26 protein-coding genes are annotated in these 26,497 nt (G+C 45.4%); 9 read left to right on the top strand and 17 right to left on the bottom strand.

From position 1 onward, the window contains the following. The first annotated feature begins 65 nt into the window (after positions 1-65). The 4 genes from UJ203_RS08100 to UJ203_RS08085 all read left to right on the top strand — a co-directional run bounded on the left by UJ203_RS08100 (position 66) and on the right by UJ203_RS08085 (position 3,812). Positions 66-623 carry a biotin transporter BioY gene (locus UJ203_RS08100; protein ID WP_059293099.1) on the top strand — a complete coding sequence of 186 codons (558 nt, stop codon included), beginning with the start codon at positions 66-68 and terminating at the stop codon, positions 621-623. A gap of 6 nt (positions 624-629) precedes the next feature. Beyond that, positions 630-2,069, top strand: a complete 1,440-nt coding sequence (locus UJ203_RS08095; protein WP_322009784.1) for an acyl-CoA synthetase — start codon at positions 630-632, stop codon at positions 2,067-2,069. Continuing rightward, positions 2,066-3,160 carry an acetyl-CoA C-acyltransferase gene (locus UJ203_RS08090; RefSeq protein WP_322009782.1) on the top strand — a complete coding sequence of 365 codons (1,095 nt, stop codon included), beginning with the start codon at positions 2,066-2,068 and terminating at the stop codon, positions 3,158-3,160. Before UJ203_RS08095 ends, UJ203_RS08090 begins: the two co-directional genes overlap by 4 nt. 70 nt (positions 3,161-3,230) lie before the next feature. Continuing rightward, entirely contained in the window at positions 3,231-3,812 is a 582-nt protein-coding gene (locus UJ203_RS08085; protein ID WP_322009780.1) for a histidine phosphatase family protein, read from the top strand. Positions 3,813-3,840: 28 nt separating this feature from the next. Here the strand turns inward: UJ203_RS08085 and UJ203_RS08080 are convergent, their stop codons facing one another. From UJ203_RS08080 to UJ203_RS08070, 3 genes are all read right to left on the bottom strand, one after another. Beyond that, positions 3,841-4,812, bottom strand: a complete 972-nt coding sequence (locus UJ203_RS08080; protein WP_322009778.1) for an ABC transporter substrate-binding protein — start codon at positions 4,810-4,812, stop codon at positions 3,841-3,843. 224 nt (positions 4,813-5,036) lie between these two features. Continuing rightward, positions 5,037-6,029 (bottom strand): NADPH:quinone oxidoreductase family protein, encoded by a 993-nt coding sequence (locus tag UJ203_RS08075; protein ID WP_103672343.1) that lies wholly within the window; start codon positions 6,027-6,029, stop codon positions 5,037-5,039. A 71-nt stretch (positions 6,030-6,100) separates the two neighbouring features. After that, complete coding sequence (locus UJ203_RS08070; protein ID WP_322009774.1) at positions 6,101-6,550, bottom strand: GNAT family N-acetyltransferase; 450 nt, start codon at positions 6,548-6,550, stop codon at positions 6,101-6,103. A 441-nt stretch (positions 6,551-6,991) separates the two neighbouring features. Here UJ203_RS08070 and aprE point away from each other — a divergent pair, with 441 nt between their 5' ends. Continuing rightward, positions 6,992-8,137, top strand: a complete 1,146-nt coding sequence (gene aprE, locus UJ203_RS08065) for a subtilisin AprE (RefSeq protein WP_024120806.1) — start codon at positions 6,992-6,994, stop codon at positions 8,135-8,137. A gap of 40 nt (positions 8,138-8,177) precedes the next feature. Here aprE and UJ203_RS08060 read toward each other — a convergent pair whose 3' ends face one another. Beyond that, positions 8,178-9,470 carry a M48 family metallopeptidase gene (locus UJ203_RS08060; RefSeq protein ID WP_322009772.1) on the bottom strand — a complete coding sequence of 431 codons (1,293 nt, stop codon included), beginning with the start codon at positions 9,468-9,470 and terminating at the stop codon, positions 8,178-8,180. A gap of 142 nt (positions 9,471-9,612) precedes the next feature. Here UJ203_RS08060 and UJ203_RS08055 point away from each other — a divergent pair, with 142 nt between their 5' ends. Continuing rightward, positions 9,613-10,008, top strand: a complete 396-nt coding sequence (locus UJ203_RS08055) for a hypothetical protein (RefSeq protein ID WP_024120804.1) — start codon at positions 9,613-9,615, stop codon at positions 10,006-10,008. A gap of 41 nt (positions 10,009-10,049) precedes the next feature. On the opposite strand, the gene UJ203_RS08050 is transcribed toward UJ203_RS08055, so the two are convergent. From UJ203_RS08050 to UJ203_RS08035, 4 genes are all read right to left on the bottom strand, one after another. Beyond that, the gene (locus UJ203_RS08050) at positions 10,050-11,591 is read right to left on the bottom strand and encodes a fatty acid--CoA ligase family protein (RefSeq protein ID WP_322009770.1); all 1,542 of its coding nucleotides are present in this window, start codon (positions 11,589-11,591) and stop codon (positions 10,050-10,052) included. Positions 11,592-11,708: 117 nt separating this feature from the next. Further along, complete coding sequence (locus tag UJ203_RS08045) at positions 11,709-12,353, bottom strand: SDR family oxidoreductase (protein WP_322009769.1); 645 nt, start codon at positions 12,351-12,353, stop codon at positions 11,709-11,711. A 63-nt stretch (positions 12,354-12,416) separates the two neighbouring features. Then, complete coding sequence (lplJ, locus tag UJ203_RS08040) at positions 12,417-13,412, bottom strand: lipoate--protein ligase LplJ (protein ID WP_322009767.1); 996 nt, start codon at positions 13,410-13,412, stop codon at positions 12,417-12,419. Between the two features lie 12 nt (positions 13,413-13,424). Then, positions 13,425-14,159: an MBL fold metallo-hydrolase gene (locus UJ203_RS08035; RefSeq protein WP_322009766.1), complete on the bottom strand. Its 735-nt coding sequence runs from the start codon at positions 14,157-14,159 to the stop codon at positions 13,425-13,427. Positions 14,160-14,316: 157 nt separating this feature from the next. On the opposite strand from UJ203_RS08035, the gene yhfH reads away from it, so the two are divergent. Next, the gene (gene yhfH / locus UJ203_RS08030; RefSeq protein ID WP_024120799.1) at positions 14,317-14,451 is read left to right on the top strand and encodes a protein YhfH; all 135 of its coding nucleotides are present in this window, start codon (positions 14,317-14,319) and stop codon (positions 14,449-14,451) included. Between the two features lie 270 nt (positions 14,452-14,721). Beyond that, positions 14,722-16,011, top strand: a complete 1,290-nt coding sequence (gene gltT / locus UJ203_RS08025) for a glutamate/proton symporter GltT (RefSeq protein WP_105955326.1) — start codon at positions 14,722-14,724, stop codon at positions 16,009-16,011. A gap of 41 nt (positions 16,012-16,052) precedes the next feature. On the opposite strand, the gene UJ203_RS08020 is transcribed toward gltT, so the two are convergent. From UJ203_RS08020 to UJ203_RS08005, 4 genes are all read right to left on the bottom strand, one after another. Beyond that, positions 16,053-16,460, bottom strand: a complete 408-nt coding sequence (locus UJ203_RS08020; RefSeq protein WP_322009760.1) for an ASCH domain-containing protein — start codon at positions 16,458-16,460, stop codon at positions 16,053-16,055. A 14-nt stretch (positions 16,461-16,474) separates the two neighbouring features. Continuing rightward, the gene (locus UJ203_RS08015) at positions 16,475-17,515 is read right to left on the bottom strand and encodes a M42 family metallopeptidase (RefSeq protein WP_322009757.1); all 1,041 of its coding nucleotides are present in this window, start codon (positions 17,513-17,515) and stop codon (positions 16,475-16,477) included. A 133-nt stretch (positions 17,516-17,648) separates the two neighbouring features. Further along, positions 17,649-17,831, bottom strand: coding sequence for a hypothetical protein (locus UJ203_RS08010; protein WP_081638270.1), 183 nt, complete (start codon positions 17,829-17,831; stop codon positions 17,649-17,651). A gap of 97 nt (positions 17,832-17,928) precedes the next feature. Further along, positions 17,929-18,705: a YhfC family intramembrane metalloprotease gene (locus UJ203_RS08005; protein ID WP_322009755.1), complete on the bottom strand. Its 777-nt coding sequence runs from the start codon at positions 18,703-18,705 to the stop codon at positions 17,929-17,931. A gap of 121 nt (positions 18,706-18,826) precedes the next feature. Between UJ203_RS08005 and fabHB the strand changes: the two genes are divergently transcribed. Next, on the top strand, positions 18,827-19,804 hold the full coding sequence (gene fabHB / locus UJ203_RS08000) for a beta-ketoacyl-ACP synthase III FabHB (RefSeq protein WP_322009753.1): 978 nt from the start codon (positions 18,827-18,829) through the stop codon (positions 19,802-19,804). A 42-nt stretch (positions 19,805-19,846) separates the two neighbouring features. Here the strand turns inward: fabHB and UJ203_RS07995 are convergent, their stop codons facing one another. From UJ203_RS07995 to hemE, 5 genes are all read right to left on the bottom strand, one after another. Beyond that, a complete protein-coding gene (locus UJ203_RS07995; RefSeq protein WP_322009751.1) occupies positions 19,847-22,174 on the bottom strand; it encodes a YhgE/Pip domain-containing protein in 2,328 nt (775 codons plus the stop codon). Positions 22,175-22,244: 70 nt separating this feature from the next. Beyond that, the gene (locus tag UJ203_RS07990; protein WP_248338398.1) at positions 22,245-22,820 is read right to left on the bottom strand and encodes a TetR/AcrR family transcriptional regulator; all 576 of its coding nucleotides are present in this window, start codon (positions 22,818-22,820) and stop codon (positions 22,245-22,247) included. A 151-nt stretch (positions 22,821-22,971) separates the two neighbouring features. Further along, positions 22,972-24,384: a protoporphyrinogen oxidase gene (hemY, locus tag UJ203_RS07985; protein WP_322009747.1), complete on the bottom strand. Its 1,413-nt coding sequence runs from the start codon at positions 24,382-24,384 to the stop codon at positions 22,972-22,974. 14 nt (positions 24,385-24,398) lie between these two features. Continuing rightward, complete coding sequence (gene hemH / locus UJ203_RS07980) at positions 24,399-25,331, bottom strand: ferrochelatase (RefSeq protein ID WP_322009745.1); 933 nt, start codon at positions 25,329-25,331, stop codon at positions 24,399-24,401. A gap of 74 nt (positions 25,332-25,405) precedes the next feature. Next, positions 25,406-26,467 carry a uroporphyrinogen decarboxylase gene (gene hemE, locus UJ203_RS07975; protein WP_322009743.1) on the bottom strand — a complete coding sequence of 354 codons (1,062 nt, stop codon included), beginning with the start codon at positions 26,465-26,467 and terminating at the stop codon, positions 25,406-25,408. Positions 26,468-26,497: the final 30 nt, after the last annotated feature.

Genomic DNA, 26,497 nt, shown 5'->3' with positions numbered 1-26,497 from the left:
TTGACATAAAAGCTGTCTGCATTTATTGTATAACCATATTTTATTCGTTAGTTGGAGGATTTCATATGAAATTACTAGACATGATGCACATTGCAATCTTTACTGCACTGATGGCAGTGCTTGGTTTTATCCCCCCTCTTTTCTTATCCTTTACACCTGTTCCCATTACACTGCAGACGCTCGGTGTCATGCTGGCCGGCAGCATTCTCAGACCCAAAGCCGCTTTTTTAAGCCAGCTTGTCTTTTTGCTGCTCGTCGCCTTTGGAGCGCCGCTATTGCCCGGCGGCCGCGGCGGGTTTGGCGTTTTTTTCGGACCGAGTGCGGGTTTTCTGATTGCTTATCCGTTCGCCTCGTGGCTGATCAGCCTAGCCGTTCACAGACTGCGTAAGGTGACAGTGTTTCGTCTCTTTTTCATTCATATTGTGTTCGGCATCATCTTTATTTACCTGCTTGGCATTCCTGTACAGGCTTTTATCATGCATATTGATCTGTTACAGGCCGGTTTTATAAGTCTTTCATTTGTGCCCGGCGATTTATTAAAAGCGGCAGCATCTGCACTGCTTGCCATTAAGATCACCCAAGCCTTGTCTCTTTCTGATACGATGTATACAAAAGGAGGCTGACATTCTGTGACCATTACACATACATATCTATCCTTTGCCAATAAAAATCCAAGCCGGATTGCGATCCAGACTGAATCTGAACATATTACATATCGGGATTGGAACCGGCTCGTCACCCAAACTTCCAATTGGCTGCGGGCGCAGCCAAACGTTCCAAAACGTGTAGCCATCCTGCTCCCAAACAGCCTTGCCTTTTTACAGCTGTTTGCCGGAGCTGCCGCGGCCGGATGTACGGCGGTTCCCATTGATACACGCTGGAGTGCGGCTGAATGCGGTGAGCGGCTGGCATTAAGCGGTGCTGATTTTGTGGTGGCTTCATCTCTTTTTAAAAACAAACTGACAGATTGTCTGACACCCGTAGTTTGGCTGGAAGACTGTATGGCGCATATCGCTGAGACATCCGCTGCCCCGGCCCCAGCCATTGATCCGGAGCTTCCCTTTTATATGGGTTTTACGTCAGGCTCAACAGGCAAGCCGAAAGCATTTACGCGCTCTCATCGCTCTTGGGTTGAAAGCTTTCATTGTACAAAAACTGATTTTTTGGTCTCTTCAAATGACAAAGTTCTGATTCCAGGAACATTACTGTCCTCTCACTTTTTATACGGTGCTGTCAGCACTCTGTATCTCGGGGGAACCGTTTGTTTGCTTAAAAAATTCATTCCCGCTCAAACGAAGGAGTGGCTAACACAGAAATCCATCAGCGTACTCTATACCGTACCGACAATGACAGATGCCCTCGCCAACATTCACGCTTTCCCTGACAGCTCCGTTAAAATCATTTCTTCGGGAGCGGACTGGCCGGCAGCATCTAAGGAGAAGCTTGCATCCAAATGGCCTCATTTGAAGCTGTACGATTTTTACGGCACATCTGAGCTTAGCTTTGTTGCGTATCTCTCACCAGAAGACAGCAAACGAAAACCTCATTCAGCGGGCCGCCCTTTTCATAATGTCCGCATAGAGATCCGCAGCGCCGCCGGGGACCTCTGTCAGCCAGGGGAAATCGGGAAAATATTCGTCAAAAGCCCGATGAAGTTCTCAGGCTATGTAAACAGCCGCACACCAGATCAACCGGAATGGATGACAGTAGATGACATGGGCTATGTTGATGAAGAGGGATTTCTGTACATAGCAGGACGGGAAAACGGGATGATCGTATATGGCGGATTAAATATTTTCCCTGAAGAAGTTGAGCGCGTGCTTCTCTCCTGCCCAGAGGTTGAAAAAGCAGCTGTGGCGGGCATCCCAGACAAGTATTGGGGAGAAATCCCCGCGGCCGTCATTTGCGGGAATACAGACGCCAAAAAGCTGAAAGCCTGGTGCAAGCAGAAACTGGCATCCTACAAAATCCCGAAAAAATGGGTATTTACAGACAGTATGCCGGAAACAAGCAGCGGCAAAATTGCGCGTTCCAGCGTAAAAAAATGGCTGCGGGGTATGGTGGATTGAACGCGGTTATTACAGATGCAAAACGAACGATTTTCGGAAAAGAAAACGGTCTGCTGAAGCAGTTTTTGCCGGAGGATTTGGCCGCTCCTCTCATCAGCTGTCTCGGCCGAAAGTTAGAGGATCCAATTGACGAGGTGATTTTGGGAAACGCCACTGGCAGAGGCGGCAACCTCGCCCGGCTGTCAGCACTTCAAGCTGGACTTCCTTTATCTGTTCCCGGCATGACGATTGACAGACAATGCGGCTCCGGGCTTGAAGCAGTGCGGTCCGCATGCAATCTTATCAAAGCGGGTGCCGGAAACATTTATATCGCAGGCGGCGCAGAAAGCAGCAGCCGATCGCCTTTTTCAGAAAGAGCCCGCTTTTCGCCGGACACTGTTGGTGACCCCGATATGGGCATGGCGGCCGAATATACAGCAGCACGCTATGCCATCCCAAGAAGCATGCAGGACGAATACGCGCTTCTCAGCTATCACCGCAGCTGGAGTGCTCATACCGAAGGATTGTACCGTGAAGAGATTGTTCCTCTCGGGGAGTTGGAAACAGACGAAGCTTTCTTGAAAAGACGGCCGATGGAAGCGATCATTTCTCGTGCAAAGCCGGTGTTTGACACCAGCTCCGGAACGGTTACAGCCGCCAATAGCAGCGGCATTTCAGATGGAGCGGCTGCACTCCTTGTCATGGAAGAGAAAAAAGCTGCATCCCTCGGCTATAAACCTGTGCTGCGCTTTATCGGAAGCGCCGTTAGCGGCATTCATCCCAACTATCCGTCCGCCGCGCCGGTTGAAGCGATCAAAAAGCTTTTAGCTGCAAACGCGTTGACGACTGATGATATCGGCTTATACGAAATCAACGAAGCCTTTGCCGTTAAAATATGTGTCTGCTCACAAGAACTTGGCATTCCCTATACGAAGATCAATGTGCGGGGCGGCGCATTAGCTCTCGGCCATCCTTACGGCGCTTCCGGGGCGGCACTGGTCACCAGATTGTTTTATGAAGCGCAGAGACGGACAGGCTGTCAATATGCTGTCGCCGCCATCGGAAGCGGCGGCGGAATCGGCTTGGCTTTATTATTTGAGGTGTTGGCATAGGCTTTTTCATAGGATGCATGCCTCTGATTTAGTATAATAGCGATAAGATCAAAGTCAGGAAGGGGATTTTATGACAGCCGTTTGCTTAGTAAGACACGGAGAAACCGATTGGAACCTGCAGCAAAAATGCCAAGGGAAAACAGATATCCCGCTGAACGAGACAGGCGAACGACAAGCAAAGGAAACCGGAGAATATTTAAAAGATTTCTCTTGGGATATCATTGTCACCAGCCCGCTGAAAAGAGCCAGAAGAACCGCGGACATTATTAATGAATACCTCAATCTTCCTATCGTCGAGATGGATGACTTTAAGGAGCGTGATTACGGGGACGCGGAGGGCATGCCGCTTGAAGAACGGACAAAGCGCTATCCGGACAAGAACTATCCAAACATGGAAACGCTAAAAGAGCTCACGGACAGGCTGATGGGCGGATTGGTGAAAGTAAACCGCGCATATCCAAATCAAAAGGTACTGATTGTCGCGCACGGCGCAGCGATTCACGCACTGCTGACAGAGATTTCCGGCGGTGATGCCGAGCTTCAAAATACGCGCCTTGTCAATGCCTGCCTCAGTAACATTGAATTTGCAGAAGAAAAATGGAAAATTAAAGATTATAACATCAATAGCCACTTATCCGGTTTTATTCAATAAGAAAAGACAGGCGTTTGCCTGTCTTTTTTTATTTATTTTCTGCTGTCATATCATTTTGAAGCTCATCTAAAATTGCATTCGCTCCGTCCACACTGCGGCGCAGAGACCATACCTGACGGTCAACATGGTACACATGTCCGTTTTTCACTGCCTTCAGCTTCTTCCACAGAACATTTTTTTCGATCGGGCGTTTGCCGTCCGCGTCAATGTCGTCTGTTTTTCCTGTCATCAGTATGATTACATCCGGGTCTGTTTTCAGCAGCTGCTCAAGTGTCATTTTCATGTTCACAGAGTCGCCGCCATTACCGGTTTTTTTGTTATCGGACGTGCTGATTGCATATTGATAGCCGACTTGTGTTAAAAGTCTCGATGTGAAGAAATTTTCATCTCTGGCCATAATCGTATCATTTGTATTTCCAATCAAAAGCACAGATTGACTGTTCGCACTGATCTTTCTCTTTGTTTCATTTACTTTTTCCTCATGCGCTGTCAGCTTTTTCTCCATTTCCTTCTCTTTGCCGACTGCTTTGGCAATGGTAAGAGAAGCGTCAATTGTATCCTGATAATCAGCATTTAAATTATTAAGCGCGATCGTCGGCGCGATGTTTTTCAGCTGATCATATATCTTCTTATGACGGGTCGTGTCTGCAATAATCAAATCCGGTTTTAGCGAAGCGATTTTTTCCATGCTTGGCTGTGACCGTGTGCCGACAGAGGTGTAGCCGTCAACTTTTTTCAGTACACCCTTGTTGATCAGCTGCTTCGCTTTATTGTCATCCGCCACTCCAACAGGCGTAATGCCGAGATCAAGCAAAGTGTCGATAAAGCCAAGCTCAAGCACAACGACCCGCTTCGGATGCACAGGCACGTTCGTTTTCCCTAAATCATGTGTTACCGCTGCTTTATTTTCTTCACTGTTTTGATGGCCGGCTGAAGAAGAACAAGCCGCAGTCAAAACAGAAAGAAGTAAAACTGTAAGAATAATCAGTGTTTTTTTCATAACATTCCAGTCTCTCCTGTATGTAGTTTCTCAATTAAGATGTCCAAAAGATAGTATAACACGGAATGATAATCATTATCACTATTATTATTGAAAATCAGTATAGAAAGTTTCACATCGAAGGAACGTTTCTCTGTTGCTATGAGATGCACTTGCATATTCTAGAATCAAACAAAAAAGCTTGCAGAAAAAGCATCGTGTTTTCTGCAAGCTGAACTTCAATTTTACAGTTTTACAAGGACTCTTCCTTGAATGTGATTTTGCAAAATGTCTTTTAGCGCATCAGGTGCTTCTGTTAATGAGACTTCCTTGTCTATGATTGTCAGAAGCTGTTCAGGCTTAAGATCGGATGCCATGCGCTCCCAAACCGCCGCTCTAAGATCCATTGGACAATAGACTGAGTCTATCCCCAGCAGGCTGACTCCGCGAAGAATAAACGGATACACCGTTGCAGGAACCTCTCCCCCGCCCGTTAGACCGCTCACCGCGACAGATCCGCCGTATTGGATTTTGCTTAATAGCGAGGCAAGCTGCTTCCCGCCGACAGGATCGACAGCTCCTTGCCATTGCTGCTTGGACAGCGCCTTACGTTTACCGTCATAGACATCTTCCCTGCTGATTACTTCATCAGCGCCGAGCTGCTTCAAATAGTCAGCCGCCTCCCGGTTTCCTGTGCTTGCGACCACGTTGTAGCCGCGTTTGCTGAGCATCGTTATTGCAATTCCGCCGACACCGCCGGTTGCTCCGGTGACAAGCACGCTCCCTTTTTCAGGAGAGAGTCCGTTCTGTTCAAGACGATGCACAGATAACGCCGCTGTAAACCCCGCCGTTCCGTACGCCATCGCTTCCTGCAGCGAAAGGTTCTTTGGCAAAGGCACCAGCCAGTCGCCAGGCACTGAAACATATTCGCTTAATCCGCCATGACGTGAGACACCAAGCTCATAGCTTGTCGCAATGACTTCATCCCCTTCGGCAAAACGCGGATCATTTGAAGAGACAACCGTACCTGCAGCATCAATGCCTAAAATAAGCGGATATTCTCTGACAATATTGCCGCCCGCTTTTCCGGCCAAGCCGTCTTTGTAGTTGATGCCTGAATATGCTGTTTTAATCAGCACGCCGTCTTTCGGCAAATCCTCTGTTGATATGGTTTTGATATTGACTGAAACATCATCTGCATTTTTTTCTGCCAGCAATGCTTGAAATAACGTTGACATTCGGCACACTCCTTTTCATCTTTATCGTAACCGAACATCGGCCAAAAAACCAAATCATGAGGCTTCTATTTTCACTTCTCCGGCACATTAAGGCTGTAATGCACAAATGCGGTTTCCTCTTCATAGCCGTTTTGCTCATATAAACTTCTTGCCGTCCGGTTGTGATGTTCCGTCTGCAGCTTTAAACATTTCGCTCCGTTTTCCGCGGCATAATCCTTTGCAGCGGAAAGCAGCCGCCGGCCAACTCCCTTTTTTCGTACAGAAGAAGCGACGAATACATCATTTAATATGTAGATTCTTTTCATAGCCACGGAAGAAAAGGCTGGATAAAGCTGTGTAAAACCTATGAATCCCCCATTTTCTTCTGCGATAAAAATAACAGACTCTTCATTTTCCAGGCGTGCTTTCAAAAAAGCCTCCGCTCCTTCCAGATCCGACGCCTGCTTATAAAATTCCCGATACTGATTAAACAGCGGTGCTATAGCCGCCGCATCTGCTGGTAAAGCTTGACGAATGTTCATCTCGTTCCCTTCTCTCTATATGCTGTTAAGAATTACATTTTATATTTAATAGAATTTTCTGTAAACCATATTGATCAGAATACTTTTTTCAGCATAAATGGAAAAAATATCACGATAATATCCATTGATCTCATAGAAAAACATGCAGGTCAATGGAACTGATTTATTCGACAGGGTTTTTTCTGGTCGCGGGAGGATTTAACCTGAAAAAACATGAAATTTCAACATAATGATTATTTACTCATGTCTATTTTCGTTCTTTTCTGTATGATTGCAGTTATTTCGAGTCTCTATAGAAATAACGAGAGATGATATACCTAAATAGAAATAAAACAATCTCAAAAAAATGGGTCTACTAAAATAGTATCCAATCTATTACAATAAATTCACAGAATAGTCTATTAATAGGCTGCTCTGAAATTGTAAAGGAGAGGGTAAAGAGTGAGAAGCAAAAAATTGTGGATCAGCTTGTTGTTTGCGTTCACGCTAATCTTCACGATGGCATTCAGCAACATGTCTGCACAGGCTGCCGGAAAAAACAGTGAAGAAAAGAAGTACATTGTCGGGTTTAAACAGACAATGGGAGCTATGAGCACCGCCAAGAAAAAAGATGTTATTTCTGAAAAAGGCGGGAAAGTTCAAAAGCAATTTAAGTATGTAAATGCAGCCACAGCAACATTGGATGAAAAAGCTGTAAAAGAACTGAAAAAAGATCCGAGTGTTGCTTATGTGGAAGAAGATCATGTTGCACATGAATATGCGCAATCTGTTCCTTACGGCATTTCTCAAATTAAAGCGCCGGCTCTTCACTCTCAAGGCTACACAGGCTCTAATGTTAAAGTAGCTGTCATCGACAGCGGAATTGACTCTTCTCATCCTGACTTAAACGTTCGAGGCGGAGCAAGCTTCGTACCTTCTGAAACAAACCCATACCAAGACGGCAGTTCTCACGGCACGCATGTAGCCGGTACTGTTGCCGCTCTTAATAACACAATTGGTGTTCTGGGCGTAGCCCCTAGCGCATCGTTATATGCAGTAAAAGTGCTTGATTCTACTGGAAGCGGCCAATACAGCTGGATTATTAACGGTATTGAATGGGCGATTTCTAACAACATGGATGTCATCAACATGAGTCTTGGCGGACCTACTGGGTCTACAGCGTTGAAAACAGTAGTCGATAAAGCGGTTGCAAGCGGTATCGTCGTTGTTGCTGCAGCCGGAAACGAAGGAAGTTCAGGCAGCTCAAGCACAGTCGGCTACCCTGCAAAATATCCTTCTACTATTGCAGTAGGCGCAGTAAACAGCAGCAACCAAAGAGCTTCCTTCTCAAGCGCAGGTTCTGAGCTTGACGTTATGGCTCCAGGCGTGTCGATCCAAAGCACACTTCCTGGCGGCACATACGGCTCTTACAACGGAACCTCAATGGCGACTCCTCACGTTGCCGGAGCAGCAGCTTTAATCCTTTCTAAACATCCGACTTGGTCCAATGCACAAGTCCGTGATCGTTTAGAAAGCACTGCGACAAACCTTGGCAGCTCTTTCTACTATGGAAAAGGGTTAATCAACGTTCAAGCAGCTGCACAATAAGATAAAAGAGAAGCAGGTCACTCCATACCTGCTTCTTTTTTTATTGGTCGTCCCCCTGTTCTGAGGCCGGGTGTTCTGAGGTATTTTCTTCGGTTTCCGCATGTTGAATCCGTTCCATGATCGAGGGATGGCTCCCCCTGAAAAGTTTCACGAGAAAAGGCGGATCAACCTGGCTCAGCCCCGTCACAGCCAAATCTTGAAACGTTCTGACTGCGGCTTCGCTGTCCCCTGTCAGCTCAATCCCATATTGGTCAGCCTTATTCTCCTGATAGCGGGAAACAGCATTAGAAAAAGGCGTAACAGCAAAGCTCAAAACAGATACGATAAGCAATAACAGCGGCAATGCCGCAAGATCACGCCGGCCCTCTACATGAAACAGATTGCGTGCAAAGCGTACCCCCCGCTTGTAAAGCTTATCAACCACATAAAATCCAGCTAGCGACACAATTAAATAGCCAGCCAATCCGATATATACGTGCTTCATGACATAATGGCCCATTTCGTGCCCCATAATAAAGAGAATTTCCGAATCGTCGAGTTTATTCAGCGTCGTATCCCATAGAACAATCCGCTTATTAGCCCCAATTCCTGTCACATAGGCATTAAGCGCGTTTGTTTTCTCGGACATATTCACTTCATACACATGATCAGCCGGAATATCTGCTTCTTCGGCCAGTGCTAAAATTTGGCTTTCCAGCTCTTTGTTTTTCAGCGGATAAAAATCATTGTATAAAGGATCAATAATCACCGGCTGAATAAAAAACAGAAACAGCGAAAGCGGCACTGTTAACAGCCAGGCGTAAAACCACCATTTTTTTTCATGCTTTTTGATCAGCCAATAAAACACCAGCACGCAAAGTGTAAAGATCGGAAAACTGATCCAAAAATCAATGACTTGATCTTTAGCCCAGCTGGAGGCTGTCTGCGTCGAAATATTGTAATCAAGTGATACCTGATAGCCTATCCAATCCAAAGGCAGTGTCACCAGAGCCGTGATGAGCGAAAGCACAAACACGAAACCGATGATCTGCAAAAAACGAAAACGCACAGCCGCTTCCATCCATTGCTTGATTTTCTTTGAAACACCGCTGATCAGCAATACAAAAAACAGAAACCAATCAAGAGGAATACTGATAAAAAATAAAAAGTTCTTCACGTCAGAATACTGTTCGGCGACAGCTAATTGAGACGGCTTCATGAAAGAAGCCGGGTCAGCCTGTGTTCCTTTCACGGCCTCCGGCACAGCGGAATCGCCGGACATAAAGAAATACCAATAGAAAAAAAGCCCATACAGCACATATGCAAGCCCTGCACCCGCAATCCACTTGCGCATAACGCCTCACTCCTCACATCTAGACCCATTACTTCTATTGTAATCATAAATTCAATTTCTTAGAACCAAGCTGTGAGTTCGGACTTTTTCGCATGGAATCGCCCATTGCTGGAGAAACTAGCAAATGTTTGGAGTGATGCAGATGAAAAAAATAGTAGCAGCCATCGTGGTTATCGGTCTTGTGTTTATTGCATTTTTCTACCTTTACAGCCGGTCAGGCGATGTATATCAATCGGTTGATGCGGAATTGATCACCCTGTCTTCAGACGGGCGGGAAAAGATTGAAATCGAAAAAAGACAGCACGTCAAAGATATGCTGGACATTATGAATCAGGGAAAGCAGCTGAAAACTGAAAAAACATCAGCTCCTGATTACGAAGGCACGATTAAATTTCATAAAGACAGATTTGACTCATTCAGATTATGGATTGACGACAGCCAGCAGGCCATTTTTTTGAAAGACGGCACGTATTACAAATTAACGCGAAACGATACCAAAGCGCTGCAAACTATCATTAAAAAAGAAGCAAAGGATTAACAATGAAAAAAGCGAAGCTCACTGGCTTCGCTTTTTTCACATTAATGAGGCAGCATATCTTTGAGCGCCCGTCTGAGCATTTTGCCTGTCGCATTTTTCGGAATCTCATCAAGAAAGATGATCTCGGCAGGCCGTTTGTATTTTGCCAGATGCTTTTCGCAATGCGCCATCATTTCTTCTTCTGTGACACCAGACCGTTTCGGTACGATATATCCCTTTACCGCTTCGCCGCTTTCAGCATCAGGCACGCCGATGACAACAGCCTCCTTTACGTCCGGGTGGCTGTACAGTACCTCTTCCACTTCACGCGGATACACATTGTAGCCGCCTACAATAATCATGTCTTTCTTCCGGTCAACAATGTAAAAATAACCGTCCTCATCCCGCCTTGCCAGGTCTCCCGTATAAAGCCACCCGTCCTTTAAAGCGTGCTCCGTTTCCATCGGCATATTATAATAGCCCTTCATCACATTGGGCCCTTTTACGATCAATTCGCCCACCTGATGATCAGGGACCTCTTGGCCGAGCGGATCGACGACCTTGTTTTCGACATGCAAAATACTTGTCCCGATGGAGCCTGGTTTTCTCCCTCTGTCAAATGGGTTAAAGCACGTGACAGGCGATGCTTCCGAAAGCCCGTAGCCCTCCAAAATGGTGACGCCGAATTTCTCTTCAAATGCCGTAAGCAGCGCGACCGGCATGGCCGCACCACCCGAGATGCACAGGCGAATAGAAGAAAAATCATCTGCCTTTCCTTCTTCATGCTGGAATAAATAGTTATACATCGTAGGCACGCCGGCAAAAATGGTTGCCTGCCGCTGCTTTACAAGTTTAAAAACAGAAGCGGGGCTGAACTGCGGTTCAATCAGCACGCATGCGCCGCTCATCAGCGGAGCGTTCATGCAGACAGTTAAGCAAAAAACATGAAACATCGGAAGAGCGCAAACCACATTGTCTTTCTCATCCATTCCCAAATACCCGGCGACATCGTTTGCATTGCTGAACAAATTCTGGTGGGTCAGCATCGCGCCTTTCGGTCTTCCCGTTGTTCCTGACGTATATAAAATGACCGCAGTATCATCAGGCACAACCTCTGGATGGCGTGCAGCACCGGGTGTCGGACGCAACATTTTTGTAAACGTTGTCATTTTCATTCTGACCTCGGGATCTGAAGCTTCCGGCTCAGTTTCTCCCGTCCGGCATAAAATGACGAGTTCGACCTTTGGCAAAGATTCGTGCATGCTTTCATAAATCGGCAAAAGCTGATCTACTCCTACGATTGCTTTGACATCACCGTTTGTCAGCATATAGCCGATTTCTGTCGGCGTGTACGTCGGATTGATCGGCACCACCACAATACCGGCCTTTAATGCGCCGAAAAATGCGATGACAAAATCAGGCGAATTGCCAAGCAGCAAAGCAAGGTGATCCCCTTTTTCCATACCCGCTTCCTGAAGGCCGTCCGCAAAACGCTGAATATTGTCATTCAGATCCTTGTAAGTAATCACTTGATCCCTAAACCTGCATGCGATGCTGTCCGGCTTCTCAGATGCTGTCTCTTCTAATTTTGAAACCAGATTCATTCTCCCACCCCTTAAAGTGAATGAGTAGTCATTCATTATTGAAGATAAGCTTTCCTTTTCATTATAGAGAAACACAAAAAAACACTCAAGAGCAAAAAGCCCCGAGTGTCAGTAGTGTTATAGATTCTTCAAAGCTTCGGCAATCGGTGTATCTCCTACAGTGAGATCAAAAGCCCGATTTTCCGTGTTGGTTTCATCTAAAGAGGCAATGACTGCTGCCGCAACGTCATCACGTGATATATCACCCCGCTCTAGATCTGGAGCTGCGGAAACCGTTCCTGTTCCCGGTTCATTGCGAAGGCCTCCCGGACGTATAATCGTATAGGCTAAGCCGCTGGATTCCAGAATTTTATCAGCATAATGCTTGGCCACGTAATAAGGTTTAAGTGCCTCATTCCAATTTTCACGGCGGTGGGCCTGCAGGGCGCTGACCATAATAAAACGTTTGATTCCCGCGATTTCCGCAGCCTCTATTGCTTTTGCCGCTCCGTCAAGATCCACCAGCAGCGTTTTATCATAGCCTGTGCTGCCCCCGGAGCCCGCTGTAAAAATAATCGCGTCACAGCCTTTTGCCGCGGCTGCGATTTCTTCCGGGCTTCCTTCTAGATTTGCTAGCACAGCTTCCGCGCCGGCCGCTTCCAAAGATGCTTTCTGTTCTTCTTTTCTGACCATCGCTCTGACGGAATGATCAGCATTCTCTTTGAATAAAGAAACAAGTCTTTGTCCGATTTGTCCGTTCGCTCCGATTAAAAACACTTTCATGTGAATCCCTCCTGCCTCCATTATTTCAAAACACAAATTTCCTTTCAAACAATGTGTTTCACATTAATAAATCAGATCAAGAAAATCTTCTTTCGTAATGTTCCCAAAATAATGCTTCAGATTCACATCAGCCAGCGCATCAGCGATCACACTGCGCTCATATTGCTTTCCAATCAGCAGGTTTTCGATTTCCGACACATCGCCCACACCGAAGAAATCGCCGAAAATTTTGCAGTCTTCAATTTTCCCTTTTTTTACTTCCAAACGCAAATCAATGGACCCGACAGGATAACGCTTTGAATGGTTCAGGTTAAATTTAGGTGAGCGGCCGTAGTTCCAGTCCCAATTTTGATAGCGTTCTTCCGAGATTTTGCGAATGACTTCCCAATCTTTTTCAGTCAGCTTATACTCCGGCACATCTTGAATGTGATTTGTATTGAAAATATGTTTGAGCAAATGACCGCGGAAATCTTCGGTCGTCATTTTATCATCAAGAAACTCACTGATGTTTGCCACACGGCTTCTGATTGATTTGATGCCCTTTGATTCAATTTTATCCTTTTTGACTTTTAAAGCGGACACGACATGATCAATGGCTGAATCAAACATGAGGGTGCCATGGCTGAAGATGCGGCCTCTTGTGGCAAATTGGGCGTTCCCTGATATTTTGCGGCCATTTACCACAATATCATTCCGGCCGCTTAATTCCGCTTCAACTCCGAGCTGATGTAGCGCTTGAATCACCGGCTCAGTGAATTTTTTGAAGTTATGAAAGCTGTCACCGTCATCCTTCGTGATAAAACTGAAATTTAAATTCCCTAAATCATGATACACAGCCCCGCCGCCAGATAAACGGCGGACGACGATAATTCCGTTTTCCTCTACATACTTTGTATTGATTTCTTCTATTGTATTTTGGTTTTTTCCGATGATGATAGACGGCTGATTCACGTAAAAAAGCAAATACGGCTGTTCAGGGTCTAAATATTTAAGGCAATACTCCTCGATAGCAAGATTGATCCGCGGATCATTGATATTTTGATTGTCAATAAATAACATGGTGCTCCTCCTTTATCCTTCCCACACAAAACCAGATTTCGCAATGTTCACTTTCCCGTTAAAAACGGTCTTGGCTTCTTTGCGAAGATTCTCATGCACGCCGAAATGAGGCAGATGGGTCAGCAGCAGCCCGCCCGCTCCCGCTTCTTCTACAATTCGCCCTGCTTCCAAGCTGTTCATATGGCCTGCGCTTGTCCCGTCTTGATCAGCATAAAAATTACATTCTGAGATCAATAAATCAGCGTTTTCCGAAAACGGAATAAATGAATCCTGATAGCTGGAATCAGCAGTATACACAACAGTATGGCTGCCGTCAGTAATCCGCATCGCATAACAAGTCACCGGGTGAACCGTCTTTAAAAAGGTGATCGTAAACGGACCGACAGTCAGCTGCTGATCAGGCTGATAGGCAATCCCTTTCGTATGCGTTTTATATGTAAGCTTTTGAAACTGTTCTATATCAGCATCATGTCCGTAAATCGGAAGCGAGTGCTCTCCTTTGCCGAGGAATGATCCGACTTGCTTCGCAAATTGCAGCGGCCCGATGTCCGCAATATGGTCATGGTGATAATGAGACAGAACCACCGCGTCCAGCTTTTCCGCCGGGACATATCCAAACAGCTTAGATAACACGGCACTTCCGCAGTCCACTAACAATGAAAAATCCCCCGATTGAAACAAGTAACCCGACGTCGCTTCATTTGCGGCCGGAAAACCGCCGTAGCATCCGATAACTGTAACTTTCATAATGTCCTCCTTCTTTTCAAAGAAAATTGATCCTCCTTCAATATACCCATTTTTCTAAAAAAAAGCATGTTTTAAACATTGTATCAAAACAGATGTTGAATTTTACTTTCTGTTATATTACAATGAAAACATTACAAAGGGGAAAGAGGGATTGGTTATGCTAGGGAAAATTACTGAATTTTTTAGAAACCTGCCTTCGAAAAAGTGCGCGGAATGCGGAAAAAAGATTGATGAGCAGCATGAGTGTTATGGTAATATTTGCAACGACTGTATAAAAGTAAGCGATATGTAAAGAGGCGAAAATCTCACGCATACAGTGTGAGATTTTCTTATTCTTCTAACTTCTCTTTATATTGAAATAATAGTCAGGTTAGGTCAAAGCTCACCTGTTTTTAGATAATTCTGGTGATTCACTTTCTATTTTTGAATATTCTATATTTTCAAAATATAATTTACTATAGACGAACCTATTTCTTATCTATTATAATTTGATCTAATAGTGAGATTAAATATATGTCTATTCATGATATATGTTGATACTTTGTTTTTTGGGAGGTAATCTATGAAAAGAATTAGGTTTGGATTAGCTACGCAAATATTCGTTGGACTTATTCTAGGTGTTATTGCTGGCGTTATTTGGTACGGCAACCCAGCATTGCCTACTTATCTGCAGCCAATCGGGGATCTCTTTTTACGCTTAATCAAAATGATAGTGATTCCTATTGTTGTCTCCAGTTTAATCATCGGTGTAGCCGGAGCCGGAAATGGAAAGCAAGTTGGTAAATTAGGCTTCAGAACAATTCTGTACTTTGAGATCATTACGACCTTTGCCATCATTCTCGGACTAGCCCTTGCAAACATCTTCCACCCGGGTACAGGAGTTAATATACACGAAGCTCAAAAAACAGACATCAGTCAATATGTTGAAACAGAAAAAGAACAAAGCAATAAATCAGTGGCAGAGACATTCCTGCACATTGTGCCGACAAACTTCTTCCAATCCTTGGTCGAAGGGGATCTTCTTGCCATCATCTTCTTTACCGTACTATTTGCATTGGGAATTTCTGCGATCGGTGAAAGAGGCAAGCCAGTATTAGCCTTTTTTGAAGGCGTTTCCCATTCGATGTTCCATGTGGTAAACCTTGTGATGAAAGTAGCGCCATTCGGGGTTTTTGCTCTAATCGGAGTTACTGTCTCTAAATTCGGACTCGGTTCTCTTCTATCTCTCGGAAAGCTTGTCGGATTGGTATATGTCGCACTTGCTTTCTTCTTAATCGTCATTTTTGGGATTGTCGCAAAAATTGCCGGTATCAGCATCTTCAAATTCCTGGCTTACATGAAGGACGAAATTTTATTGGCGTTCAGTACGTCCAGCTCTGAAACCGTTCTTCCGCGCATCATGGAAAAAATGGAGAAAATCGGCTGTCCGAAAGGTATTGTGTCTTTCGTTATCCCGATTGGATATACGTTTAACTTAGACGGCTCCGTTCTCTATCAATCTATTGCAGCGCTGTTTCTTGCGCAAGTATACGGCATTGATTTAACAATTTGGCACCAAATTACGCTTGTATTAGTTTTGATGGTGACATCTAAAGGAATGGCTGCCGTTCCGGGAACTTCTTTTGTCGTCTTGCTTGCAACACTGGGCACGATTGGTGTTCCGGCAGAAGGACTTGCCTTTATTGCCGGTGTAGACCGCATTATGGACATGGCACGTACAGTTGTAAACCTGACTGGTAACGCACTTGCTGCCGTTGTCATGTCTAAATGGGAAGGCATGTTTAATCCTGCAAAAGCGGAAGCTGTCATGACCCAATCTAAAGCAGATCAAAACGCAACCATTTCCGGTTAATCAAAAAGCCTGCGGGGTTCTCAACGCCCCGCAGGCTTTTTTTAATCTTGGACAAGCTCAAACAGCTCTGTAATCAAAACAGTGTCTTCATTCAGTTCCATTTCGCCATTTTTGATCAGCTCGGCCCATGCTCTCCGATGGTCCTCTTGAAATTCATCAATTCGTTCTCCGTTGCCCTCTCCTTTGACTAACCTCATATCAGGCGCTCCAAAGGTCGTTTCAAACACATCTGTCACTTTTATATTGCATCTCGGATGATCATGTTTATCATAAACGGTTACAAGCTGTCCCGCTGTTTGATATACATCACTCAGTTCATCTTTTGAATATAATGATTTCGGCGCGCAGGTGGCCGTTTTTTCTCCAGCAAGGATTTGCTGGATCAGCTTTTCTCCAAGACCTTCATCGCCTTCCCAGCCGAAAGTGCTTTTCAGTTCATAGATTTTCATTTATTTTCTCCCTCTTATACCATCGGTGATTGCACATAATAATACAGGAGCTTCGCTGTATGGCGGAGAGAAGACTTATGCGTGCGCTCAAAAGCGTGCGAAGCATCAATTCCCGGCCCGATCAGGCCGTGCACAATATCATGCCCGGATTTGATCGCTGCTGAGGCGTCCGACCCGTAATACGGGTAAATATCAAGCTTATAGTCAATATGGTGCTTTTCAGCTAAATCGACCAAATGCTTTCTCAGCTGATAATGATACGGACCGCTCGAATCCTTCACGCAAATCGAAACCGAATATTCGTCTGTCGCCTGGCCGTCGCCGATAGCCCCCATATCCACCGCCAAGTATTCAACAGTTTCAGCAGGAATATTAGAGTTCCCGCCGTATCCGATTTCTTCATTATTAGAAATCAGAAAATGAGTCGTATACGGCAGTTCAATTTCTTCTGTTTGAATTTGATGGATTAAGCGAAGCAGCAAGGCCACACTTGCTTTGTCATCTAAATGGCGTGATTTAATGAATCCGCTTGATGTGATCTCAACACGGGGATCAAACGAAACAAAATCTCCGACGCCAATGCCAAGCTCTTCCGTATCCTTACGGCAGTGTACAGGCTCATCCAGGCGGATTTCCATATTCTCTTGATTGCGCTCCGCTTTTCCCGCGTCTTTGTACACGTGCACAGACGTTTGATGCATTAAAATGGTGCCCGTATACGTTTTCCCTGAAGCCGTTTCAATTTGGCAATACTCCCCTTCGATCGAGTTATAGCGGAAACCGCCGATCAAATCGATTTTCAGCCAGCCGTCTGCTTTAATTTCTTTCACCATCGCGCCCAAGGTGTCAACGTGCGCCGTCAGCATTCGGTGACGGGATGTATCGCGGCCCGGAAGCGTGGCGATCAAACCGCCCTTATGGTTCAGAACCGTTTCGACCTTCCATTCTTTTAAAAGGTGTTCAACGTATTTAATCACCTCATATGTATTCCCTGTCGGACTTGGAATAGAAACGAGTTCTTTAATCAGCTCCATTGTTTTACGAACGGACGTCATAGGACATTCCTCCTTTTATTTTCTATTTAAAATATACTCTTTTCCCGCTGAACCCGTCCAATCTTTTCCTATCAATCTAGCATATGCTGTAGAGAGCATGGGAAGAGGAGGGATATCTATGTGCTGTCGTCATTCACATGAACGGAAACATCATTGTAATTTTTGGTTTGATGATTTTTGGTTCTTTGACGAGTGGTTCGATAAGGATTTCCACGACCATTGCAAGAAAGAGAAAGAATGCCATGACCCTTGCGAGAAAAAGAAGAAAAAGAAAAGACATTGCTCTTGCAAAAAACGCTGCCACTCTTGCTGTCATTGCTAAAGACTGAATCAGAAATATTCTGATACCCATGCCTAAACGAATATTTCCATTCATATTTTTCCAAGCGGGCTGTTACTGCTGCTTGGATTTTTTATTGAAACAGCCTTTTTGCCTTTACAATCCAAACCACTGATGCCGCGGCTATCCCAGCAACGATGAGTTCAACAGCCGCCGCATGTTCTATCACTCCTTTTTGGTATAAAACCGCCGGTACATTAAACAGCCCGTGTAAGAGAATCGAATACAGCAAAAACAGCGGCCGGCGGCTTTTAACCGCATACAGCACAAGCAGTGACAGACCGATTTGAACAGAGATGGCGCTGATTCTTTCAATTCCGCCGAGCAGCCATTCATACGAAGGTGTATTCAGCAGCTGCGCCTGAATCGGCATAAGTGCCTGCTTCACATCTTGATTAATCAAAAGCTGTTCAAAAGTACCGCTATTGATCGCAAAAGCGTACACGATAAGCGTAATGCTGGACAAGCCGGTTATTAATATCGCCTCCAGACCGCCGTGGCCCGCTCCGAAGGCCAGACCGTCCGCCCAAGAAAGACGGCGCTTCATAAAGAAACGCATCATGATATACCTTCCGCATTCCTCAAAAATCCCGGCCATCAAGCATCCGTAAATGGCATACCAGACTGGATGCTTCATCACTTCTTTCGTCGTTTCATTCATTTGCAGCACATAAACATGAACGCCGCCCTCCAACAGCTGAGCAAAGACAAAAAACGTAAGAGCGCCAATAAAAAACACCTTAAGCGGAGCATGATACTTTCGCCTAAACCATATCATCAGTCCGATCGGCAATAAAAACGCAATAACCCCGGAAATAATCATAGAGGCTATCGCTCCTTGACTGACCATTTTTTTCCTCCTTTTCTGGTTTTCTACTGACAGTTTCTCTTTTTTTATTAAAAATCCTCTTTTTAGTACCAGATACTAATATCTAGTGTTATAATCTGATAATAAAAGGAGTTGTGTTATTATGTCAAAAGCAAACATTACAGCAATCGGCACCTATGCGCCGAGCCGGCGTTTAACCAATGCGGATCTGGAAAAAATCGTAGATACATCTGATGAATGGATTGTTCAGCGCACAGGAATGAGAGAACGGCGGATTGCCGATGAGCAGCAGTTCACTTCAGACCTATGCATTGAAGCAGTCAAAGATCTCAAGAGCCGTTACGAAGGAACACTTGAAGATGTGGATATGATTCTCGTCGCCACAACAACAGCAGATTATGCCTTTCCGAGTACGGCTTGCCGGGTGCAGGAATATTTCGGCTGGGAGAACACCGGCGCGTTAGATATCAATGCGACATGCGCAGGACTGACATACGGTCTCCATTTGGCAAACGGATTGATTACATCCGGGCTTCATCAAAAAATTCTCGTCATCGCCGGAGAAACATTGTCAAAAGTGACTGATTATACAGATCGAACGACATGCGTTCTGTTCGGCGATGCTGCGGGCGCACTATTGATTGAACGAACTGAAGAGGCACCGGGATTCCTCGCCTCCGTCCAAGGAACATATGGAAAAGGCGCAGATATTTTGTACCGGGCAGGACTGCGGAGCGAACTCAACGGCATGCCGCTTGCGGATTCCGGGAAAATGGTCCAAAACGGACGCGAAGTGTATAAGTGGGCCGCAAGAACCATTCCCCGTGAATTTGAACATCTTTTACACAAAGCAGGGCTCAGCCGTGATGATCTTGATTGGTTTGTTCCCCACAGCGCCAACCTGCGCATGATCGAATCGATTTGTGAAAAAACACCGTTTCCGATTGAACAAACACTCACCAGTGTTGAATACTACGGAAATACATCCTCAGTCTCTATTGTTTTGGCCCTTGATCTGGCAGTGAAAGCCGGGAAGCTGAAAAAAGACCAAACCTTGATGCTTTTCGGCTTCGGCGGAGGATTAACGTATACCGGACTTCTGATCAAATGGGGATGTTAAATCAAAAAAGACCTTGTTTCCTGAGAAACAAGGTCTTTTTCATTAGGAAGCCGGCTGTTCTTCTGAAGTGTCTTCCTTCCGGCTTAAAATCGTAAAGTAAGTAATGCTCAGCGCGATCATGACCAGAGCAATGCCGATTAAGACACCGGCCATCTGCCACATGTAGCCGAAATCTCCGTTTGAAATCACCGCTCTGAACCCGTTTATGCTGTAGGTCATCGGCAGCGCGCCATGGATCACCTGATAGAAATTCGGAAGCAATTCTAACGGGAAGGTTCCTCCGCTGGCCCCGAGCTGCAGCACTAAAATAATGACTGCAATAAACCGGCCCGGATTGCCCATCGTCGTGGCCAAAAATTGAATCATTGCAAGGAAAGCGAGACTCGTAATGATCGTAAACACGTAAAATCTCCATGTGCTCTCCACCTCAAGCCCGATTCCCAGAAGAAGAACTGTCGCCACAATAAGCGATTGAATGATTCCCACCAGCATCATGACATTAAATTTACTGAAGAACCACTCAAATCCGTTTCTCGGACGGCCTGATGCTTCTTTCAGCGGGAATACGACCGTCAGCATAATGCCGCCGACATACAAGCCCATTGATAGGATATAAGGCGTCAGCCCTGTTCCGTAGTTAGGGACGGAATGAATCGCGTCGTCATTAGTTTTGACCGGATCCGCAAACATACCGTATGTTTTATCATCAGCACTGATATCTCCTGTTTGATCAGCCGCATCATTCAGCTTATTAGACAGCTGTCCTGTGCCGTCCAACAGCTTGCCTAAACCTGTATCAAGCGATTTAGATCCGTCTGCAAGTTTTGATGATCCGCTTTGGACCTGTTTAGACCCGTCTAACAGCTTAAACAATCCGCCGGATACTTGGCTGCTTCCTGTCACCAATTGCTCTGAGCCCGCTTTTGCTTTTGCGAACTGCTTATTATATTCACCGATGCCGGCTGTCAGTTTAGTTTGGCCATCTGTCACCTGCTGTGACGCATTGTATATTTTCTCAGATCCAGCAGTTAATTTGTCAATCGCGTCTTGAGTGGCTTTTGCGCCGTTATAAAGCTTAGAGGTAGCTTCCGGCAATGCCTTCACCTGGGCAACCTCCGCTTTCACATCTTCCAATGAGCTTTTTATCGTTGCGATGTCAGGCAGCTGATCAGCTGCAGGAAGCCCACTTAAAATTTCATCAAAATCAGGCGCATCAACTTTCGGAAGCTGCTTTTCAACAGAATTGATCAACTGGTTTTTTTGCTCCGCTGTTAAGAAATCACTCGAGTTGATGAGATTTTTGAATGCCTGATCACGGTTTTTTAAGCTGTTTTCAAAGTCAGACAGCTGTTTTTTAAATTCCTTCATCGCAGTTTCTGACTTTTCCAGGTTGTTCACAGCTGTTTCAAGCTGTGTTAAATCGAGCGCATTTATGAGTTTTTCCGCTTTTGCTGCTTTTTCCGACTCTTCTTGCGCTTTACTGTTGAGCTGATCCAGCCCGTTTGTCAGATTAGGCAAGCCCTGCTGCACCTTTTGAAGGCCGGCATTCAGTTCATTTAGCTTGCCCGTTATCTTGCCTGATCCTGCTGCAAGCTGACCAGATTTATCATAAATCTGGTTGCTGCTGTCCTGGAATTTACCGAGCGAGCTGTCAAGCGATTGGATGCCGCTCGTCACCTGAGCCGCTCCATCTGCAAGCTGCGCTGTTTTGTCACTGATGGTAGCGGTGCTTTCCTTCAGCTTCGCCAGATTTTCTTTCAGCTGGGCGCTTCCGTTTTTCGCATCCTTTGTGCCGTCATCAATTTTTTTCGCGCCGCTGCTCGCGTCGCTGAGACCTTTGGCAATATCTTTAAAGTTATCAAAAATCACTTTCGTATATTGCTCGGTCACTTCTTTAGAAACAGAAGCTTTCAGTTTATCAATCGCTTTTTCGCCGATCGTTGCTCCTACATAGTTTGAACCGGCATTCGTATGGTATTTCAAATCCAGTTTTTTCGGATTTTTGTCCATTACAGTGCTGGCGTTTTTAGAAAAGTCTTCTGGAATCTCGACTACTAAATAGTATTTTTGATTTAATAAGTCCTTTAACGATTGGTCGAGATCATTGGAAAAATGCCAGTCAAAGCTTTTATTATCCTTTAATTCTTTTACCAGATCATCACCGATTTGAAGCTTTTCTCCCTCATATGTCGTTCCTTTGTCCTGGTTGACGACAACGACAGGCAGCTGGTCAACTGTGCCGTACGGGTCCCAATAGGCCTTTAAGAAAACACCGCTGTAAATAAGCGGGACAAACAAAATGGCGATGATGGGAATCAATAATTTTTTACTCGTTACGATGTCTTTCCATTGACTTCGTATTGTGTTCATCCTGATGCCTCCATTCTAAAACTGACTCATCATGAAAAATGGTCATTTTCTTGTAAAGAGAAAGGATTATCTAGTTGGCTGACAATCCTTTGACAACATACAACTCAAGCAGTTCCGCAATCGTTTCTTTATCAAGCGGGGGATGCTGTTTTTCCCAATCAAAAATGAGCGCGATATAAAGCTTCAGCATGACAAAAGCCGTCAGCTCAGGATCACATGGCTTGATATCTCCGTTTGCGACACCCTCTTCTATCTTATTTTTAATATAAGAAAGAATGGAACGCTCCATTTTCTGAATCACGTCCTGAACTGCCATTGTACCAATCTCAGCATTTTCTTGAAAAATTTTAATCGTCAGCTGATGTGTTTTCCTGAATTCAAGAATGGCAAACAGCGCCCTGTGAACATTTTCATGGAACGGGAGATCAGGCTCCATCGCTTCATCGGCTTTTTGCTTCATTTCTTTTAATAACGTAGAGAAAATATCGTCAAACAGCTCTTCTTTATTTTTGAAAAACGTATAGATGGTTCCTTTTCCCACGTTCGCAAGCTTCGCCACCAAATCCATTGTCGTCGCTTTATAGCCAAACTGTGTGAAAGACTTTGTGGCAGCCTCCAAAATGAGCTTTTTTCGATCTATTGACATTGTATATCACCTCAAAACTGACCATTTGAACATTTTAGTCAATAAGTACATATGCAAATGTATCATACCATGCTGAACAATTCAAACATTTTTTACACAATATTGCCATCATCTAGACACAAAAAACCTCCGTACCGGGTACGGAGGTTTTTTAGTCGAATAAATATTTCAGCGCGTCTGACACAGCTGCTTTTCCTTGATCGATACAGTCCGGGATTCCAACACCCTCGAAGGATGCGCCAGTCATGTACACACCAGGATATGAGGAAGCCAGCGCTTCACGGAGCTCATTGATACGGCGTTTATGGCCGACATGGTACTGAGGCATGCTTTCATGCCAGCGCGTAACACATGTCATTTCCGGCTCACCGTTGATTTTCATTACTTTCTTTAGGTCTTCCAGCACAATGTTGATAATGTCGTTATCTGAGAGGTCGACGATGGATTCGTCTCCGGCTTTTCCGACATATGCCCGAAGCAGTGTTTTGCCTTCCGGCGCTGCGTGCGGCCATTTTTTGTTCGTCCACGTACAAGCTGTGATCGCGAAATCACTGTTTCTTGAGATGACAAAGCCCGTGCCCTCATGTTCCATTTGGACGGCGCCTTCCGGGAAACCCAAGGCGACATTCGCCACAGATGTGGAATGCATGTTTTTCAGATTTGCAACAGCCGGCAAATCTGAAAGCATTCCCGCGGCAGCTTTATGCGGTGCTGTTACAATCACTGATTCGGCATCAAGTGATACGCCGTTATCAAGATCAAGCGAGTAGCCCGTGCCCTCTCGGCTAATCTTGGTAACCTTTGTGCCTTTGTATACCTTTGTCAGCTTTAGTTGATTTTCAATCTCTTCGACAAGCGTCTGCAGGCCTGTTGTCAGCGTCTGAAACTGCCCTTGTTTTTTGGCTGTCAGCTGCTGGCCGGAGCCTTGAGGTCTTGTTTTTTTCATCCCCAGGATCAGGCTTCTGTGCTTTTGTTCCGTCTGATAGAATTGCGGGAATGTTGACATCAGGCTGAGTTTGTCGATATCACCTGCATAGATGCCTGATAAAAGCGGCTCGATTAAATTCTCGACAACTTCATCCCCGACACGTCTGCGGAAAAATTCTCCCAGTGACTGATCCTCTTTTGATTTACTTGCGGGCAGGATGAAATCCATTGCAGCTCGCGCCTTCCCTGACAGAGAAAACAGCCCCGTTGACACGAACGGCGCAATTTTTGTCGGTATTCCCATTACAGCCCCCTTCGGCATCGGATGCAAAGTGCGGTTGACAAGCACGTAAGATTGTCCGGTCGCATTGTTCACAAGCAGATGGTCAAGACCTAAGTCTTTGACAAGCTGCGGAGCGCTTTTTTTCCGTTCCAGGAATGAATCAGGCCCTCTTTCGATGATATAGCCGTCCTTCTTGACTGTCTGGATTTTTCCGCCTACTCTCGGACTTGCCTCAATAAGCGTCAGCTCAAGCTGCAAATCTTTGTCTCTGATTTCTTTTTCCATGTAGAAGGCGGCGGCTAAACCGGTAATGCCGCCGCCGATGATGACTACATGTTTTTTGCCGTCACTCATGTTCATCGCCTTCTTTAACGTCCTAATTTTTTCAAAACGACTGTTGCTAAAGCACCAATAAATGCCGGCTTAGCGTTTGGCATTTCCGGCCGGTAATAGCTGGCGCCGATATCGTCAGTCACCACTTTGCATTCATAGTCATTGTCATAAAGCACTTCTAGATGGTCCGCGACAAATCCGACAGGCACATATACAAATGCTTGATAGCCTTTTTGTTCAAATAAATCACGTGTCAGATCTTGCACGTCAGGTCCGAGCCACGGATCAGGCGTGTTGCCTTCACTTTGCCAGCCGACAGCGTATTCAGATACGCCTGCGCCTTCAGCGATCAGCTTCGCGGATTCATGAAGCTGATCCGGGTACGGATCTCCGTACTCTTTAATTTTTTCCGGAAGGCTGTGCGCGGAAACGATGAGCATCGCGTTTTCTCTTTCTTCCTTCGGCATTGACGCATACGTGTCCTTCACTTGGTCAACCCAATATTTCACAAACTTCGGTTCATCGTACCAGCTTTCGACAGACGTAATTGTTAAGCCGCCGAGTTTTTCAGCCTCTTCTTTCGCACGTTTGTTGTATGACTGCACGCTGAATGTGGAGAAGTGCGGTGCCAATACAAGGCTGACCGCCTCTGTAATGCCGTCCTTATGCATCTCTGCCACAGCGTCTTCAATAAACGGCTCGATATGCTTCAGCCCGATATACGCTTTAAACGTAATCTCATCCTGAATCTCGTTTAAGTGCTGTTCAAGCTTATAAGCCTGTTCTTCTGTGATTTTGGCAAGCGGCGAAATGCCCCCGATTGCTTCATATCTGTCTTTCAGATCCTGAAGCATTTCAGGATCAGGCTTTCTGCCTCTTCTGATATGTGTATAATAACGCTCTATATCTTCTTCTTTGTAAGGCGTGCCGTACGCCATAATGAGAAGCCCCATTTTCTTTTTACCCACTGTTTACACCCTCTTTAGATGATCTATCACAAAACAATTTTGACAGGCTTTTATCCTGATACCAAAAAATATGCTCAGGAGTATTGGCCTATTTTCTTTGATTGAGAATATTCATGTACAAATGCAGTCAGCTTTTTCAGCACTTCCGGACTGACATCAGGAAATACGCCATGTCCGAGGTTAAAAATGAAGCTGTCCGATTGTAAGCCTTGATCAAGAATCTCTTTTGTTCTCTTCTCGATCACTTCCCACGGAGCAAGCAAAATAGACGGGTCCAGGTTGCCTTGCACCGTTTTGGTGATGCCTTTTGATCTGGCTTCATCAATGCCGAGTCTCCAATCGAGCCCCACAACATCGAGAGGCAGGTCATGCCAATCCGTTGCTAAATGGCTGGCACCTACACCAAACATGATAAGCGGCACATTTTCCGATGCCAGCTCAGAAAAAATCCGATTCATTACCGGTTTGATGTACGTTCTGTAATCCGCTTGATTCAGCGCGCCAACCCATGAATCAAAGATTTGAATGGCTTTTGCGCCCGCCTTAATTTGCGCTTTCGCGTACACGATAATCATGTCGGCAAGCTTTGTCATCAGCAGGTTCCAGGCATCCGGCATGCTGTACATAAAGGCTTTTGTTTTATTGTAGTTTTTCGAAGGCCCGCCTTCGATCATATAGCTGGCAAGCGTAAAAGGCGCACCAGAGAAACCGATTAGCGGGACGTCAAGCTGTTCATTGACAAGCAGTTTGATCGTTTCGAGCACGTACGGCACGTCCTGTTCCGGCTCAAGCTTGCCGAGCTTTTCAATGTCCTGCAGTGAACGAATCGGCTGATCAATCACCGGCCCGATTCCATTTTTAATTTCAACATCCACACCGATCGACGGAAGCGGCGTCATAATATCTTTGTAAAGGATTGCAGCATCGACTCCGTATTGCTCGACCGGAAGTCTTGTGACGTACGCACACAATTCGGGCTGATGTGTAATTTCGAACAATCCGTATTTTTCCTTCAGCTTACGGTATTCCGGCTGTGAGCGCCCGGCTTGTCTCATGTACCAAACAGGCGTGTGATCCGCTTTTTCTCCCCGCGCAGCTTTTAAAAACGTCTCGTTAAACGTTTCTCGTTTCCTCATCTGATTTCCACCTTTCATACTGCAACCATA

This window comes from Bacillus sp. V26 (genome assembly GCF_034296245.1).
GTDB classification, from domain to species: Bacteria; Bacillota; Bacilli; order Bacillales; family Bacillaceae; genus Bacillus; species Bacillus halotolerans.
This window is presented reverse-complemented; position numbering and strand designations above follow the sequence as displayed.

Bases quoted from the DNA above. Each gene is read 5' to 3' on its own strand.
- UJ203_RS08100 (WP_059293099.1), top strand. From the start codon at position 66: ATGAAATTACTAGACATGATGCACATTGCAATCTTTACTGCACTGATG.
- UJ203_RS08085 (WP_322009780.1), top strand. From the start codon at position 3,231: ATGACAGCCGTTTGCTTAGTAAGACACGGAGAAACCGATTGGAACCTG.
- UJ203_RS08080 (WP_322009778.1), bottom strand. From the start codon at position 4,812: ATGAAAAAAACACTGATTATTCTTACAGTTTTACTTCTTTCTGTTTTG.
- UJ203_RS08075 (WP_103672343.1), bottom strand. From the start codon at position 6,029: ATGTCAACGTTATTTCAAGCATTGCTGGCAGAAAAAAATGCAGATGAT.
- UJ203_RS08070 (WP_322009774.1), bottom strand. From the start codon at position 6,550: ATGAACATTCGTCAAGCTTTACCAGCAGATGCGGCGGCTATAGCACCG.
- UJ203_RS08060 (WP_322009772.1), bottom strand. From the start codon at position 9,470: ATGCGCAAGTGGATTGCGGGTGCAGGGCTTGCATATGTGCTGTATGGG.
- UJ203_RS08055 (WP_024120804.1), top strand. From the start codon at position 9,613: ATGAAAAAAATAGTAGCAGCCATCGTGGTTATCGGTCTTGTGTTTATT.
- UJ203_RS08050 (WP_322009770.1), bottom strand. From the start codon at position 11,591: ATGAATCTGGTTTCAAAATTAGAAGAGACAGCATCTGAGAAGCCGGAC.
- UJ203_RS08045 (WP_322009769.1), bottom strand. From the start codon at position 12,353: ATGAAAGTGTTTTTAATCGGAGCGAACGGACAAATCGGACAAAGACTT.
- lplJ (WP_322009767.1), bottom strand. From the start codon at position 13,412: ATGTTATTTATTGACAATCAAAATATCAATGATCCGCGGATCAATCTT.
- UJ203_RS08035 (WP_322009766.1), bottom strand. From the start codon at position 14,159: ATGAAAGTTACAGTTATCGGATGCTACGGCGGTTTTCCGGCCGCAAAT.
- yhfH (WP_024120799.1), top strand. From the start codon at position 14,317: ATGCTAGGGAAAATTACTGAATTTTTTAGAAACCTGCCTTCGAAAAAG.
- gltT (WP_105955326.1), top strand. From the start codon at position 14,722: ATGAAAAGAATTAGGTTTGGATTAGCTACGCAAATATTCGTTGGACTT.
- UJ203_RS08020 (WP_322009760.1), bottom strand. From the start codon at position 16,460: ATGAAAATCTATGAACTGAAAAGCACTTTCGGCTGGGAAGGCGATGAA.
- UJ203_RS08015 (WP_322009757.1), bottom strand. From the start codon at position 17,515: ATGACGTCCGTTCGTAAAACAATGGAGCTGATTAAAGAACTCGTTTCT.
- UJ203_RS08010 (WP_081638270.1), bottom strand. From the start codon at position 17,831: ATGACAGCAAGAGTGGCAGCGTTTTTTGCAAGAGCAATGTCTTTTCTT.
- UJ203_RS08005 (WP_322009755.1), bottom strand. From the start codon at position 18,705: ATGGTCAGTCAAGGAGCGATAGCCTCTATGATTATTTCCGGGGTTATT.
- fabHB (WP_322009753.1), top strand. From the start codon at position 18,827: ATGTCAAAAGCAAACATTACAGCAATCGGCACCTATGCGCCGAGCCGG.
- UJ203_RS07995 (WP_322009751.1), bottom strand. From the start codon at position 22,174: ATGAACACAATACGAAGTCAATGGAAAGACATCGTAACGAGTAAAAAA.
- UJ203_RS07990 (WP_248338398.1), bottom strand. From the start codon at position 22,820: ATGTCAATAGATCGAAAAAAGCTCATTTTGGAGGCTGCCACAAAGTCT.
- hemY (WP_322009747.1), bottom strand. From the start codon at position 24,384: ATGAGTGACGGCAAAAAACATGTAGTCATCATCGGCGGCGGCATTACC.
- hemE (WP_322009743.1), bottom strand. From the start codon at position 26,467: ATGAGGAAACGAGAAACGTTTAACGAGACGTTTTTAAAAGCTGCGCGG.